14 protein-coding genes and 1 pseudogene are annotated in these 15,333 nt (G+C 57.0%); 6 read left to right on the forward strand and 9 right to left on the reverse strand.

Features of this window, described 5'->3' with window-relative positions; genetic code table 11:
- Positions 1-3: 3 nt before the first annotated feature.
- Both pyrF and IE151_RS05330 read left to right on the forward strand, forming a co-directional pair.
- A complete protein-coding gene (pyrF, locus tag IE151_RS05325; RefSeq protein ID WP_189488667.1) occupies positions 4-693 on the forward strand; it encodes an orotidine-5'-phosphate decarboxylase in 690 nt (229 codons plus the stop codon).
- Positions 694-710: 17 nt separating this feature from the next.
- A complete protein-coding gene (locus tag IE151_RS05330; protein WP_189488669.1) occupies positions 711-1,007 on the forward strand; it encodes a DUF1330 domain-containing protein in 297 nt (98 codons plus the stop codon).
- Between the two features lie 56 nt (positions 1,008-1,063).
- On the opposite strand, the gene IE151_RS05335 is transcribed toward IE151_RS05330, so the two are convergent.
- The gene (locus IE151_RS05335) at positions 1,064-1,507 is read right to left on the reverse strand and encodes a baeRF12 domain-containing protein (RefSeq protein ID WP_189488677.1); all 444 of its coding nucleotides are present in this window, start codon (positions 1,505-1,507) and stop codon (positions 1,064-1,066) included.
- 227 nt (positions 1,508-1,734) lie between these two features.
- Here IE151_RS05335 and cysK point away from each other — a divergent pair, with 227 nt between their 5' ends.
- Positions 1,735-2,712 (forward strand): cysteine synthase A, encoded by a 978-nt coding sequence (cysK, locus tag IE151_RS05340; protein ID WP_189488679.1) that lies wholly within the window; start codon positions 1,735-1,737, stop codon positions 2,710-2,712.
- Positions 2,713-2,764: 52 nt separating this feature from the next.
- Here cysK and mbfA read toward each other — a convergent pair whose 3' ends face one another.
- Entirely contained in the window at positions 2,765-3,748 is a 984-nt protein-coding gene (gene mbfA, locus IE151_RS05345) for an iron exporter MbfA (RefSeq protein ID WP_189488682.1), read from the reverse strand.
- A 119-nt stretch (positions 3,749-3,867) separates the two neighbouring features.
- Positions 3,868-4,557 carry a phosphatase PAP2 family protein gene (locus IE151_RS05350; protein WP_189488684.1) on the reverse strand — a complete coding sequence of 230 codons (690 nt, stop codon included), beginning with the start codon at positions 4,555-4,557 and terminating at the stop codon, positions 3,868-3,870.
- 217 nt (positions 4,558-4,774) lie between these two features.
- Here IE151_RS05350 and lepA point away from each other — a divergent pair, with 217 nt between their 5' ends.
- Positions 4,775-6,583 (forward strand): translation elongation factor 4, encoded by a 1,809-nt coding sequence (gene lepA / locus IE151_RS05355; protein ID WP_189488686.1) that lies wholly within the window; start codon positions 4,775-4,777, stop codon positions 6,581-6,583.
- 86 nt (positions 6,584-6,669) lie between these two features.
- Positions 6,670-7,566, forward strand: a complete 897-nt coding sequence (locus tag IE151_RS05360; RefSeq protein WP_189488688.1) for an MBL fold metallo-hydrolase — start codon at positions 6,670-6,672, stop codon at positions 7,564-7,566.
- A gap of 3 nt (positions 7,567-7,569) precedes the next feature.
- Here the strand turns inward: IE151_RS05360 and IE151_RS05365 are convergent, their stop codons facing one another.
- Positions 7,570-8,124 (reverse strand): SH3 domain-containing protein, encoded by a 555-nt coding sequence (locus IE151_RS05365; protein ID WP_189488690.1) that lies wholly within the window; start codon positions 8,122-8,124, stop codon positions 7,570-7,572.
- 164 nt (positions 8,125-8,288) lie between these two features.
- On the opposite strand from IE151_RS05365, the gene IE151_RS05370 reads away from it, so the two are divergent.
- Positions 8,289-9,290 (forward strand): 2-hydroxyacid dehydrogenase, encoded by a 1,002-nt coding sequence (locus IE151_RS05370; protein ID WP_189488692.1) that lies wholly within the window; start codon positions 8,289-8,291, stop codon positions 9,288-9,290.
- Between the two features lie 9 nt (positions 9,291-9,299).
- Here IE151_RS05370 and IE151_RS05375 read toward each other — a convergent pair.
- The 5 genes and pseudogenes from IE151_RS05375 to dnaA all read right to left on the reverse strand — a co-directional run bounded on the left by IE151_RS05375 (position 9,300) and on the right by dnaA (position 14,831).
- A pseudogene (locus IE151_RS05375) lies at positions 9,300-9,709 on the reverse strand (GNAT family N-acetyltransferase).
- Between the two features lie 42 nt (positions 9,710-9,751).
- Positions 9,752-10,498 carry a molybdopterin-synthase adenylyltransferase MoeB gene (locus IE151_RS05380; protein ID WP_189488694.1) on the reverse strand — a complete coding sequence of 249 codons (747 nt, stop codon included), beginning with the start codon at positions 10,496-10,498 and terminating at the stop codon, positions 9,752-9,754.
- A complete protein-coding gene (recF, locus tag IE151_RS05385) occupies positions 10,495-11,646 on the reverse strand; it encodes a DNA replication/repair protein RecF (RefSeq protein ID WP_189488697.1) in 1,152 nt (383 codons plus the stop codon). The genes IE151_RS05380 and recF overlap by 4 nt, the downstream gene beginning before the upstream one ends.
- Positions 11,647-11,693: 47 nt before the next feature.
- Positions 11,694-12,812, reverse strand: a complete 1,119-nt coding sequence (gene dnaN, locus IE151_RS05390) for a DNA polymerase III subunit beta (RefSeq protein WP_189488698.1) — start codon at positions 12,810-12,812, stop codon at positions 11,694-11,696.
- Between the two features lie 462 nt (positions 12,813-13,274).
- Complete coding sequence (dnaA, locus tag IE151_RS05400; protein WP_189488703.1) at positions 13,275-14,831, reverse strand: chromosomal replication initiator protein DnaA; 1,557 nt, start codon at positions 14,829-14,831, stop codon at positions 13,275-13,277.
- Positions 14,832-15,333: the final 502 nt, after the last annotated feature.

Raw genomic sequence — 15,333 nt, forward strand, 5'->3', positions numbered from 1 at the left:
AATATGAAGACCCGCTTGATCGTCGGTCTGGATTTGCCAGATCGGACAACAGCTGAAAAGCTCGTAACAACCCTGGGGGACAGCGTTTCCTTTTACAAGATTGGCTACCAGCTGGCTTTTGTCGGTGGCCTTGAACTGGCACGCGACCTTCTCAAGGAGGGCAAGAACGTCTTTCTCGACATGAAATTGCTCGACATCGATAATACAGTGGCAAGCGGGGTGGAGAATATTGCCCATATGGGGGTCACCATGTTGACGCTCCACGCTTATCCCAAGGCGATGCGTGCAGCGGTGGAGGCGGCCAAAGACTCGGGCTTGTGCCTGCTCGGCGTCACCGTTCTGACGTCCATGGACGACGCCGATCTACGTGAGACGGGTTATGCCGAAGGGGCGGAGGCGCTGGTCCTACGCCGCGTTGCACAAGCACGCGACGCGGGTATGGGTGGTGTCGTCTGTTCTGCACAGGAAGCGCAGAAGGTTCGCGCCCTTGTCGGCTCGGATATGGCAATTGTCACGCCCGGAATCCGACCGGCAGGCAGCGCCGCGGGCGACCAGAAACGTGTCATGACACCAGCGGACGCCATCCGTGCAGGTTCCAGCCATTTGGTCGTGGCACGGCCAATAACGCAGGCCCCGGACCCACGCGCAGTCGCGGAAGCCATTATTGCCGAGATGCGATCGGCCATCGTTTGATTCCAAGGGAGGAAGAAATGCCAAAGGCATACTGGGTTGCTCATGTTCAGGTGAACGACCCCGAAGGCTACAAGGATTACATCGCGACGGCCAAACCCGCCTTCGAACGCTATGGTGCTAAATTCCTCGCACGCGGAGGCCCATTCGAGTCCCTCGAGGGCGATAGCGCCGGGCGCAACGTGATCATCGAATTTGAAAGCATGCAGGCGGCGAAGGACTGCTACAATGCGCCGGAATATCAGGCGGCGAAAGCGATTCGCGAAAAGCACGCAGTGGCAAAGATGATGATGATCCTTGAAGGTCACGACGGATAATCTTTAAAAAATCCGCCGGACAGCAGCCCGGCGGATTTTTGCTCAACCCGATATCCTCAGAGGGCGAGCAGATGCTTCTCGATCTGGTCAACTGGATGGTTGGTCAAGGTTTTGGGAATTTCAGCGACGATCAGATCGCTGACTTCCTTGTGCAGCTTCTTGCGCATATCGCCTAGAACCGTCGGCGGCGCGATCAGGACAAGCTTGCCAAGCTTTTTCTCATGCGCGAGCTTGTAGAGCTTATCTGCAATCGTATCGGCAAAACGCTCCTTTTCTATCCTATGCCAGTCCGTTTCTTCCATGGCACTGAAATGCTCAGATCCGGCATCGCTCATTCGCCCGGGACGATCTGTGCCCTGTTCTCGCGTTGCTGGATTGTCTTTTTCCATTTCTTGCGCGACTTTCAGGTTGGGCAGTTCAGTATCGCCTTCATTGCGCAAGAAGAGCGCTTTCTCGCCGTCTGCAACCACGACCCAGATGCCATGTTCAAGTCTCAGCATTGAAGAGCCTCCATTTCGTGTATGGGGACAACGGAACGGAAAGCAGAAACGTTCCTTGGAACAGGGGGATCGGCTTTGTTCTTTAAGTAGCGCGACTTGAAGAAATAAGTGGTCGCAGGAGGGGTTCCTGCTAGAAATTCATTCTAAGGCTATGCCATTTCTTGCATGAATTCGGCTGGAAAATCGCTCCTCCTGCAATAGAATTGCCAAAATCTTTGGAGGTTCTTATGTCCGACGCTAAGCCTGTTGCACGCACGCATGGACGCGGTCGCGTCTATGCCAATATAACCGAAACTATCGGCGATACGCCGTTGGTAAGGATTGAAAAATTCGCGAAGGAAAAAGGCGTCAAGGCCACGCTGCTGGCCAAGCTTGAATTTTTTAACCCGATTGCCTCCGTGAAGGATCGCATAGGCGTTGCTATGCTGGAAGCGCTGGAACGTGAAGGCAAGATCAAGCCCGGTGAGTCTACTCTGATCGAGCCGACCTCCGGCAATACCGGCATCGCCTTGGCCTTCGCGGCGGCCGCGAAAGGGTACAAGCTCATCCTGACCATGCCTGAAACCATGTCGATAGAGCGACGCAAGATGCTGGCGTTGCTGGGAGCCGAGCTTGTGCTGACGGAAGGCGCGAAAGGCATGAAGGGAGCTATAGCCAAGGCAGAAGAATTGGCGCAATCGGTGCCGGATGCCATTATTCCGCAGCAGTTTCAGAACCCTGCAAATCCCGAGATTCACCGCGTCACTACCGCGGAAGAAATCTGGAACGATACGGATGGCCAGGTCGACATACTCGTTTCCGGTATTGGTACTGGCGGCACGATCACCGGCGTCGGCCAGGTTCTGAAGCAGCGCAAGCCCGACGTCCGCATTATTGCCGTGGAGCCTGACGCTTCACCGGTCCTGTCGGGCGGTGAGCCAGGACCGCACAAGATCCAAGGCATCGGTGCGGGCTTTGCGCCAGCCGTTCTCGATCGCACGGTTTATGATGAGGTCGTTACGGTTTCAAATGACGATGCTTTTGCCAATGCGCGTCTCTTGGCGCGTCTCGAAGGCATTCCGGTCGGCATTTCTTCAGGCGCAGCCTTGCAGGCTGCGATCGAAGTCGGGTCCCGGCCGGAAAATGAAGGCAAGACGATCGTCATCATCATCCCATCCTTTGCCGAGCGTTATCTTTCGACGGCGCTATTCGAAGGTCTGGCATAAACCCGAAGATTTCAGGCGAGAAGGCCGGTGCATCACATCGGCCTTCTTCGTTTCAGGCACTTCCGATGAGCATGCCTGCGGCTAGAACCAGCCCGCCACCAAGCACGATTTGCAAGGTAGCACGCCAGAAGGGCGTCTCCATATAGCGGTTCTGGATATAAGCGATTACCCAGAGTTCGACGAAGACGATAGCGAAAGCGATTGCCGTGGCTGTATTAAAATGCGGGATGAGATAAGGCAACGTGTGCCCCAGTCCGCCCACTGTCGTCATGATGCCTGTTGCGAGACCCCGCTTGACCGGCGAACCGCGCCCCGACAGCCTGCCGTCGTCGGACGCCACTTCTGTAAAGCCCATCGAAATACCGGCTCCGACCGAGGCTGCGAGGCCGACGAGAAAAGTCTGCCACGTATCTTGCGTCGCAAAAGCTGCGGCAAAGATTGGCGCAAGTGTGGAAACCGAACCGTCCATCAGGCCAGCGAGGCCAGGCTGTACGTAAGTCAGAATGAATTGGCGACGCTCCTTGCCTATCTCTTCTTCAGCTATCTCCATCGGCAGATGCTTATCGGCAAGATCACGGGCTAGCGTCTGGTGGTTGCTCTCCGCGGCGGCAAGAGTGCCAAGAAGGTCGCGAATAGCCGGATCCTGCGAGCGTTTTGCAGCTGCCAGATAAAAACGCTCGGCCTGACGCTCCATGGCCTCTGCCTGGTTGCGAACGGCCTCCAGCCCGAATGGCTTCACCAGCCAGTCCGGCCTGCGCTCCGGAAAGCCATGCACGTGATCTCGGCGAATGAGCGGGATCACATTGCCGCATCTCTGCTCGAAAAGCGCAATCAGTTGCGAACGATGTTCGTCTTCCTCCTGCGCCATTTCCTCAAAAACGGTTGCCGAAGCCGGAAAATCATCACGCAGGCCATCTGCATAGGCGCGATATATGCGCGCATCATCCTCTTCCGAGGAAATGGCGAGGGCAAGGATCTCCGCCTCCGACAGACTGTCTAAGGTGCGTTTATGGTTGCGGCGCAAAAAGGAAAGCATCGACCTGTATCCAGATTAGAATTATTCTAAATTAAGACATGCTGGCTGCAGGGTCAATAAGCAGGAGGAATAGGGAAGCCATGCAAAAATGCCGCCGAAGAGGCGGCATTTCGAGAAGTCTATGCTGTTGTTTTTCGGTCTTCATACCAGCGCCGCAGCAGCCAGCACAGAAGCACCCAGCCTCCACCGGCGATCCAGCCGCCGAGGACGTCGCTTGGCCAGTGGACGCCAAGATAGAGCCTTGAGATACCGATCGCGAAGGTGATGAGGAAGGCAAGACTAAAAAAGGCGATACGGACGCGCATTTGCCCGACTATGCCGGCAAGGATCGAGGCAAGCGTCAGATAAAGCACGATCGACATCATCGCGTGGCTGCTTGGGAAGCTCGCTGAATGGACCGCCATCAGTGGTTCAAGAATATCGGGTCGAGGACGCGCCACGATGAGTTTGAGCAACGTCGACAGGAATTGGCCACCGGCAACGGCGAGTGTCAGGAAGATTGCATCCGGAACACGCCCAAGCCGCCCCAGGAAATAGAGAGCGACGAGGTAGACGAAACAAAGAAGCGTTGACGATCCGAGTGCCGTAACATCGCGTACGGCTTCCTGCAGCCAACTTGGGCCGATGGCGATATTGGCATCGGTCGCAGACCGAAAGGCCAGAATGAGCTGCTGATCCACGGGGAACGGCTCATCAGGGTTGATCAACTGGCTCAGGATCAGGAAGGCGATAAAGCAAATTGCGGCACCGATGACGAGCGGACCGGTAAGCGAGGTTGATCGAGAGGTGGGAGGTAAGGGCTCTGGCAAATGTTTTTTTCTCATAGGGGCAAACAAAGGTGAAGCGCGACGAAATTTCAAGCCGCGAGTTGCAACTATGTCCCGTCGATGGAAACAGCCCGCTTTCATTCCGGTTCCGGCGCTTATCCGGGCTTTGGCCGAAGAAAGGGTGGCCTTCCGGCATCTATGGCAAAATGTCGAACGTTTCCTGCTTTTCCTTTGCCTCGGCTACTGCTAAATGCGGGCCATGAGCACAAAGCTGTCCAATATTCGCAATTTCTCCATCGTTGCCCACATCGACCACGGCAAGTCCACCCTTGCCGATCGTCTGATCCAGATGACCGGTTCGATTGAAGAGCGCGAGATGAAAGATCAGATACTTGACGCGATGGATATCGAGCGCGAGCGCGGTATCACGATCAAGGCCAATACGGTGCGTCTTGAATATGACGCCAAGGACGGCGAGCATTACGTGCTCAATCTGATTGATACGCCCGGTCACGTCGACTTCGCCTATGAGGTGTCACGTTCGCTTTCCGCGTGCGAGGGCTCGCTTCTCGTCGTAGATGCCAGCCAAGGCGTGGAAGCGCAGACCTTGGCCAATGTCTATCAGGCAATTGACAATGATCACGAGATCGTCACTGTACTGAACAAGGTGGATCTGCCGGCTGCCGAGCCAGAGCGCGTCAAGACGCAGATCGAGGAAGTGATCGGCATTGATGCCTCGCAAGCCGTCGAGATTTCTGCCAAGACCGGCCTGGGCATCGACAAGGTTCTGGAAGCCATCGTCACGCAGTTGCCGGCACCGAAGGAAGGCAATCGCGATGCACCGCTGAAAGCGCTTCTGGTCGATAGCTGGTATGATTCCTATCTTGGCGTCATCGTTCTGGTTCGCATCATTGATGGCGTTCTGAAAAAGGGCCAGACCATTCGCATGATGGGTACTGGCGCAAAATATCCGGTCGAGCGCGTTGGCGTGATCACGCCGAAGATGGTTACTGTCGGCGAGCTCGGACCAGGCGAGATTGGCTTCATCACAGCCTCGATCAAGGAAGTTGCCGATACGCGCGTCGGCGATACGATTACAGAGGACAAGCGCCCGACGCCGCAGGCACTGCCGGGCTTCAAGCCAGCGCAACCGGTCGTTTTCTGTGGCCTTTTCCCTGTTGATGCCGATGATTTCGAGGACTTGCGCGCGGCCATGGGCAAGCTGCGTCTAAACGATGCGTCCTTCTCGTTCGAGATGGAATCATCTGCCGCACTTGGTTTCGGTTTCCGCTGTGGCTTCCTGGGTCTCCTTCACCTCGAAATCATTCAGGAGCGTCTGGAACGCGAGTTCAATCTCGACCTGATTGCGACCGCCCCGTCCGTTGTTTATGAGCTGACGATGACAAGTGGCGAGAAGCGCGAGCTACACAATCCAGCCGACATGCCGGATGTCGTCAAGGTCGACCATATTGATGAGCCATGGATTCGCGCCACCATCCTGACGCCGGATGAATATATGGGGTCGATCCTCAAGCTGTGTCAGGATCGCCGTGGCATCCAGCACGATTTGTCCTATGTAGGGACACGCGCCATGCTGGTTTATGATCTGCCGCTCAACGAGGTCGTCTTCGACTTTTACGATCGCCTCAAGTCGATTTCGCGCGGCTACGCTTCCTTCGACTATCAGATGCTGGAACTGCGCGAAGGCGATCTGGTTAAGATGTCGATCCTCGTTAATGGCGAGCCGGTCGACGCGCTGTCGATGATGGTTCATCGTCATGCCGCCGAAAAGCGCGGCCGCGAACTTTGCGAAAAGCTCAAGGATCTGATCCCGCGTCACATGTTCAAGATCCCGATCCAGGCAGCTATTGGGGGCCATGTGATCGCGCGCGAAACGATTGCTGCCCTGCGCAAGGACGTGACGGCGAAGTGCTATGGCGGTGATGCTACGCGCAAGCGCAAACTCCTGGAAAAGCAGAAGGAAGGCAAGAAGAAGATGCGGCAGTTCGGCAAGGTCGATATTCCGCAGGAAGCTTTCATCCAGGCGCTCAAGATGGGCGATTCCTGAGACCAGCCCGGTACCTGACGTCTTTATCCTTTCGCTTGGCTTCGCTATGGTCGCGCGAAAGGGCATGAGTAGCGGGGTTGCACTGAATGGAGTTCGTTCTGGATTTTAAGCCCGATCACGGTCAGCCCGTTCAGCTTGAGAACGGCATTCGGCGCATCACCGCCAAAAATCCCAGCGCCTTCACCTTCCAGGGCACGAACAGTTATATCATAGGTACGGAGACGCTTGCTGTCATCGATCCGGGCCCGGCTGACGAAGCGCATCTTACCAGCCTTCTCAAGACCATCGACGATCGGCCGGTCAGCCATATTTTCGTCAGTCACACCCATGCCGATCATTCCACGTTAGCGCCCATGCTGGCACGGAAGACCGGCGCGGTCATGGTCGCGATCGGTCCGCACAAGGCGGCGCGCGCTTTGCATGAAGGTGAAGTCAATCGTCTCGAAGCTTCTGCCGATACGAATTTCACGCCGGACGTTATCGTTGAGCATCACGATCTGATTGAGGGCGATGGCTGGGCTTTGCAAACCGTCTTTACGCCGGGACATTGTGCAAATCATGCCGCCTTTGCCCTGGTCGGCACGGGCGTTCTTTTCTCGGCCGATCATGTTATGGCTTGGGCAACCAGCATCGTGGCGCCGCCTGATGGGTCCATGACAGATTACATGGATTCACTCGATCGCCTGCTGGAACGGGAAGATCGTATCTATTACCCGGGTCATGGCGGGCCGGTTCTGCGGCCGAAGCCCTTCGTGCGTGCGATGAAAACGCACCGACGTATGCGGGAAAGCGCCATTGTCGAGCGTTTGAAGAAGGGTGATCGGCTGATTTCCGACATGGTCAAGGCCATTTATCGCGATACCGATCCGCGTCTGCATGGCGCGGCCGCTCTGTCGGTCTTCGCGCATCTGGAAGATCTGGTCGAGCGCGGCATTGTTTCATGCGAGGGCGTTCCTGCTCTCGATGCTGTTTATAGCGCCTGACAATTATTCCTCGATCTTTTCTCCGGGATAGGCGCCCCAGAGGCGCGTCTGGTCCATCCACCCTTCGCGTCCGTTGAAGCTGATCTGGCACCAGGTGCCGTTACACTGCTGCAACTGGCCGAACGCGCCCGGCTCAACCTGCGCGATCAAGCGCGCGCCGTCCTGCGGCTGCGAATAGACAGGTATGAGCTGTTCCTTGTCCTTTTCCCAGGGCGCGGCAAGAATCGTCCGTCGTCCCGAAAGCAGAGATTGGTTGACCCAGCCGACAGCGCCTTCCGAATCTCGGATTTTACGCCAGTTGTCGAATTCCTGAATGATTTCGACGGGCAGCCCCGCCTTGATATAAAGCCAGCTGATCGCATAGTTGAGGCCGGGACCGACGCGTGCATTGACGCGACCGGACTTGAGCGAGACGAAACGGGGCAGAGGAAGGCCGCTCGGGCCGACGCGGGTCTCCTGCGCCAGAGCAATGGTGACAGGCGTCAGGTTGAATGTGCCGACAGCCGCAATGAATGTAGCGAGAGCCAGGAGAGAAGCGGAGACGCCGCCTTTACGCATGTTACAAGAGCCCCAAATTCAAACGCGTCTGAAACAAGGTGGTTTTTCTTTGTCATCATCCCCCTGTCTTGTTAGAGAAGGGGGGAGGAGATCGAACCGGTGACACCCACTGTCGCCGGTCTTGGTTAAAGAGGTCTTTAACGACCCTTAAATTTGAGGAAATGATGGCCGGCAAAAAGAAACCCTTGGTGGTCATTACGCGAAAATTGCCCGATCCTGTGGAAACCCGCATGCGCGAGCTGTTTGACGCGCGGCTCAATATCGACGATACGCCGATGTCACAGGAGCAGCTAGCCGCGGCAATGGCGGAGGCCGACGTGCTGGTTCCCACCATTACGGACCGCATTGACGCGGAGCTGATTGCCAAGGCCGGCGAGAACCTGAAGCTGATCGCCAGCTTCGGCAATGGTGTCGATCATATCGACGTTGCTGCTGCCGCCAAAGCCGGCATTGTTGTAACAAATACGCCAAACGTGTTGACGGAAGACACGGCTGACATGACCATGGCACTTTTGCTCGCCGTGCCGCGACGCTTGGTCGAAGGCGCGCATGTGGTCATTGACCAGGACAAATGGGGGGGCTGGTCGCCGACCTGGATGCTCGGTCGTCGTATCTGGGGCAAACGTCTTGGCATTGTTGGCATGGGACGCATTGGAACCGCGCTTGCCCGCCGCGCCAAGGCATTCGGGCTCTCGATCCACTATCACAACCGCAATCGCGTTTCGCCGGCGCTGGAAGACGAGCTGGAAGCAACTTATTGGGACAGCCTGGACCAGATGCTGGCCCGCATGGACATAATCTCGGTCAATTGTCCTTCCACGCCGGCCACGTTTCACCTTCTATCGGCGCGCCGTCTGGCGCTCATTCAACCATCCGCCTTCATCGTCAATATTGCCCGCGGTGATATCATCGATGAAGAAGCGTTGATCGAGCTGATGGAGGCTGGCAAGATCGCCGGCGCAGGGCTGGACGTCTTCGCGCACGAGCCGTCGATCAATCCGAAGCTTCTCGATCTTGCACGCCAGGGCAAGGCCGTGCTCCTGCCCCATCTGGGCTCTGCGACCATTGAGGCGCGCATCGACATGGGCGAGAAGGTCATCATCAACGTTCGCGCCTTTTACGACGGGCATCGCCCACCGGACCGCGTGCTCCCGAACCGGATTTAGCCCTCTCAGCTAGATCATGCGGTGCATTTCTATCGACGTTGGCGGTTAAAGCCAGGATGTGCGGTTTGAGCGGTTTCGACAAATCCCCACTTTGCAAACCGCGCATGGTTTTCGATGAGTTCAATCTGGATCTGTAGCCGACGTGCCGGCAGCTTCAGGCGTCTTGCTTCCTGAATCGCGTATCGAGCAACAGCCTTCCAATGCCATGCTCGCGAGTTCTCGGGCTGACGGCGAGCTTACCAATGTAGAGACAATCACTCTCGGGCTTGCAGATGACGCAGCCGACAATCTCATTGTCCTGTCGCGCGGCATAAGCAAGCTCATCTCGAGCTTTGGCCTGGAGTCCTGCGAGGTCGAGTTGAGGGCGGGTCGATACGTCCGTCCATATAGGCAGAGGCATCGAGGATGAGCGCGAGCAGATCGCTCCAGTCCTCTAAATCTGCATCAGTGCGTCCGGTTAATCATGACTTTTCTCTTCGCCTGTAGAGGATTTCCTCGAAGCTCGCATTCAGGCCATCATAGAGTAGCAGTCGCCCTATCAGAGGCTTTCCGATACCGGTTATGAGCTTGATGGCTTCCATCGCCGCAAGTGTGCCAATGACACCCGGAAGCGCGCCAATAATACCGACCTGGGCGCAGGTCGGTAGCGAGGCCTCGTCAGGCATATGTGGGAAGAGATCGCGATAGCGCGGGTTTGCTTCGTTCAGATGCGGCGCGAACACGGTAATTTGCCCGTCGAAGCGGGAGATAGCAGCGTAGATGAGCGGCTTTCCCAAACGCTCGCAAGTCTCGGCACAAAGAAGCCGCGTGGCGAGATTGTCGGAACCGTCTATGAGGATGTCGAACGTCTGGACAATGGATGCCGCGTTCTCTTCGGTTAATCGGAAGTTGAAAGCGTTTATCTTTACATGTGGATTGAGCGCTTTGGTGGCTGTTTTGGCACTCTCCACCTTCGGCACGCCGATGTCAGAAGTTTCGTGCAAGACTTGCCGCTGCAGATTGGAAAGCGAGACTGTGTCATCGTCGACTATGCCGAGTTTACCCACCCCTGCCGCTGCAAGATAAAGCAGAACGGGCGATCCTAGCCCGCCAGCACCGATGACAAGCACCCGTGCTGCCTTGAGCTTCTGTTGGCCGGCCCCTCCAACCTCTGAAAGAACGATATGGCGGGCGTAGCGTTCAATCTCGTCTTCGGAGAGTATGGTCATGTCGGGATCACCGTGCCGCCGCTGACAGCGAAGAATTGCGCTCGGCCTTGCAGAGCGGAAAACAGCTCCGGCTCCGTTCCGGTCATGAAAGCCTGGCTGCGCAATTCTTCAAGGATGGAAAAAAGCGCGGCGCGGCGACCCGCGTCGAGATGGGCCGCGACCTCGTCGAGCAGCAGGATCGGTACAGTCGAGGAGAGTTCGCCGCAGAGACGCGCATGCGAAAGCACCAGCCCTATCAGTAGCGCCTTCTGTTCGCCGGTCGAGCAAAATTCGGCAGGCATTCCCTTCGGCCGGTGGCGCACGAGCAAATCCGAGCGGTGGGGCCCTTCAAGCGTACGCCCTGCCGCGCGGTCTCGTTCGCGCTCTCGTGAAAGGCGTTCGCGGTAAAGCTCCTCAACATCGACGGCTGGCAGGCCTGAGGTCAAAAGCTCTTCCTCCAGCGAACCTGCAAGAGCCAGATCCGCTTTGGGAAAGGGGCTGTCGTCCGGTAAACGCTCGATCATGGCAACGAGAAGCCGCACGACTTCCATGCGGGCGGCGGCGATTGCTGTGCCGGTCTCGGCCATCTGCACCTCCAGGGCTTCGAAATACAGCGCGTCGCGCACATTATCGGAGAGCAGCCGGTTGCGTGAGCGCATTGCCTTTTCAAAGTCGAGCGAACGCTGCGCATGGGCGGGGTCGATCGTCAGAACCATTCGGTCCAGAAAGCGGCGACGATCCGCAGCCGGACCGGTGAAAAGCGTATCCATCGCAGGAGTCAGCCAGATGATGCGGATCCACTCGAGAAGTTCGTCGGAAGAACGTGCTTGCGCGCCATTGATGCGGATGCGGCGGCCGACCTCGGAAGGTGCCATTCCGCTGGTGCCCGTTCCCACCGAGCAAGTTCCGAAGCTTCCTTCCAATTCGGCATGAATTGCAAAACCGTTTTCCATGCCGGTCCTGGCTATATCCGCATACTGTGCGCGACGCATGCCGCGGCCGGGCGCCAGTAAGGAAACAGCTTCGAGCAGATTGGTCTTGCCGGCCCCGTTTTCGCCCGTCAGAACGACGGGGCCGGGCGCAAGCGATAGAGAAACCGATGCGTAGTTGCGAAAGCCGGTGAGGCTCAGGCGGGTAATATGTTCGGGCAGGGCATCGGGTTCACGCATGTGTTTTCAGTGAACCCGAGGGCATTTCCGGTCAAGCTCTTTTGAGCCTATACGCGCATCGGCATCAGGACGTAGAGCACGTTCTCGTCGGCCGGATCGCGCACCAGCGTGGGCGATCCTGCGTCGGCAAACAGGAAGCGAGCCTCCGGTCCAGTGATCTGGGCTGCGATGTCGAGCAAATATTTCGCGTTGAAGCCGATATCGAGCGAGTCGTTTTCGTAGGTAGCGGCCAATTCCTCGGTCGCGCTGCCGGAGTCGGGATTGTTCACCGTCAGCGTGATCTGTCCGCTCGCGATGGACAGCTTTACGGCGCGCCCGCGTTCCGAGGAAATAGTGGAGACGCGATCGACGGCTTGAGCGAAGCTCTGGCGATCGATGATCAGTTCCTTGTCATTGCCACTTGGAATTACGCGCTGGTAATCCGGGAAGGTGCCGTCGATCAGCTTCGAGGTCAGGATCACAGAACCGATCGTAAAGCGGATCTTCGTGTCGGACAGCTCGGCAATGACCATGACGTCGGGGCTGTCTACCAGCTTCTGCAGTTCCGAAACGGTCTTGCGCGGAATGATGATGCCGGGCATGCCCTCCGAGCCGGCGGGCGCTGGCAGTTCGGCGCGCGCTAGACGGTGACCATCCGTCGCGACCGCCCGCAGTTGCATATCTTCGCCTTCGCCATGCGTATGAACGAAAATGCCATTGAGATAATAGCGCGTTTCTTCTGTCGAGATCGCAAACTGCGTACGGTCGATGAGGCCCTTGAGGCTGCTCGATTCCAGACGGAACATATGCGAGAACGATCCCGTGGAAAGCTCCGGAAAATCAGATTGCGGGAGGCATTGGAGACGAAAATTCGAACGGCCCGAGGTCACGGTCATGGCCGCGCCATTGTCATCGAGCTTGAGCATGACCTCCGCACCATCGGAAAGCTTGCGCACGATATCGTAGAGCAGATGGGCAGGAACAGTGGTCGCCCCTTTGACCTCGACCTGCGCCGGAACGGCTTCGGTGATTTCGAGATCGAGATCGGTTGCTTTCAGCTCGAGGCTCGCACCATCGGCGATCAACAGGACGTTGGACAGGATCGGAATGGTGTTTCTGCGCTCCACCACGCGATGCACGTGGTTCAGGGATTTCAGAAGGTTGGAGCGTTCGAGGATCACACGCATGGTCGACTGTCTCTTCTATCTATTCTGAATGCAGGCTTGCCGCATAGGCCTGGGTTTCACCCGGCATCAAGTCCCGCAAACTGACAGGAAATTGCCCGCGATAGCAAGAGGTGAGGGGTGTTCTTCACCATTTACGGCGGAACTGTCCAAGAAATCCTCAAGCTGCTGCAGGCCGGGAAGGGCGGCTTGTTTTGCTACGTCGCGGATTGCGTCCTGAAAATCGAAGGGGAGCGCGCTTTCCACTTTGTCGAAAAAGACCTTGAGCATAGCTGACGAGGGTCTCCATATCCGGGTAAAATCCCGCGTCGCTCGTGCAACGTGTCGAGGCCCTAATGACGAGCCTCATCTGCTCGCGATCAAATCGTGGATAATTCCGATGATACGCCATCCGCATAATTCGGCATATGGAAAAGGCCGCAACACGAGACGGCGGCCTTCTCCGAAGCAGTCGTAACCTGAGGATCAGGCCTGATCGCTGATCAGACGGCGCAGCAGCTCGAGCTCTTGCGCCAGCGTATTGTCATTGCCGGACAGATCTTCGATCTTGCGAACTGCGTGCAGCACGGTGGTATGATCGCGGCCACCGAAGCGGCGGCCAATCTCCGGTAGAGAACGGGGTGTCATGACCTTCGACAGGTACATGGCAACCTGGCGTGGCTTGACGATGGTTCGGGTGCGACGGTTAGACAGAAGTTCCGTCTTCGAAACATTGTAATGCCGAGCTACGATGCGCTGAATATCCTCGATGCGCACACGTTTGGGTTCGCCCGCACGATACATGTGGCCGAGAATCTCATCAATGCGATCGATGTCGAGATTGGGCTCGAACGTGCGGCGGAAGAGAAGCTGATTGAATGCGCCCTCCAGCTCGCGACCGCTGCCGGTCACGGTGCGGGCCACATGCGCGATGATATCATCGGCAATGTCGATCGAAGCGTCCTCACGTTGCGCACTCGCCAGGCGAACCTTGAGCATGGCCACCCGCATATCATAGTCGGGGATCGACATTTCGAGCGCAACGCCGCCATTGAGGCGTGAGCGGACGCGCGGCTCCAGGGATTCCAGCTCTGATGGCGGACGGTCGGCGGCAACCACCACCTGCTTGGCGCTGTCGAGCAGCATGTTGAGCAGGTGGCAGAACTCGTGTTGGATCGATTTCCCCTGCAGGAATTGCATGTCATCAATGATTAGAAGGTCGATGTCGCGCAGCTGTTCCTTGAGGGTGAGCGCGTTATTGTCACGGATGGCAGTTGCGAAACGCCACATGAAATATTCAGCTGTCAAATAGACGACGCGTGAGGAGGGATTGCGCTGGAGTGATTCCGCCGCGATCGCTTGAAGAAGGTGGGTTTTTCCGAGGCCAACGCTTGCATGCAGGAACAGCGGATTGAAACGCACCGCATTGGCGGCCTGCTCGGCAACGGCTTTTGCAGCTGCAAAGGCAACGCGGTTTGACGGGCCTTCGATGAAGGAGCTGAAGGTGTAGCGGTTGTCGAGCGGTGAGCCGAGAACAGTATGCGATGTCGCCTCACTCTCCATGAAGCCGCCATTGCGGATGGGAGTGATTTTCTCCGGAGCGCTGACGATAGTGCTCGAGGATAGAGCGGCATCGGCAGGTCTAGAAATCTTGCGGGCCACGGGTGCAGCAGCCACCTCGGCATCCGGTGTAACCCGGGCGCGGCGTGCCGCGCTGCGCACGACGATTTCAATCTTCAGCATGTCGGCGTCTTCCTGACGCCAGATGTCGCTGATCATGTCGAGATAGTGACCGTTAATCCAGGAGCGCAGGAATGCGGTCGGGACCGATAGGCGCACGAGGCCCTTGCCAGCTTCGTCGAGCTTCATGCGCCCGAACCAGCTCGAATAGACTTCGCTGCCCAGACGAACACGCAGCTGAGACTTCACGCGATCGAAAATACGCTCGCCATCATCCTGAACGGTGAGGCTGTTGATGTCTGCTTCATTATTATCCGAGAGGGAAAGTTCAGAGGTCACTTCCCTCTTCGCGCCGCTTTGCATCCGTATAATCCCTGTTGGCTGCTCCGCGACCGAAGCTGGCCGCAGATGTGTTGCAGCGGTATCCCGCCGTCGTATCGGACCTCGTCCCGTCATTGGGGGAGGGCCGTGTTGTATTGCTTGAAGAGAAGCAAGAAAAAAGAATGCAAAAATCCCCGCATCCGGCAGTTATGCCAGACGTGCATCATGCTTTTTCCTGCAACCCTCAACCAGTATCGAAGAGACAAAGAAAAAACCGCCGCGCGGCGTGTGGCCGCGTCGTGGAAAATCTTCTGCCTATTTAGGATAGTGGGCTCGCGCCCTGTCCCTCTCGATAAATCTGAGACTAGAAAATGCCCGTGGAAAGGGCAAGGCCGCAGATGGCGGATTCTTTTCGATTCCATTCGATGAAAGTGCTTGACGCACGACTCCGGAAATCCCCCGAATCTGAAAAGCCGTTGTGATTCAAATCGTTTTTTCACAGCCTAGAATTCCAGCGCCCACAGTGAGCGAAAAAATAAAAAAA

It is taken from the genome of Limoniibacter endophyticus (genome assembly GCF_014652835.1).
GTDB lineage: Bacteria > Pseudomonadota > Alphaproteobacteria > Rhizobiales > Rhizobiaceae > Limoniibacter > Limoniibacter endophyticus.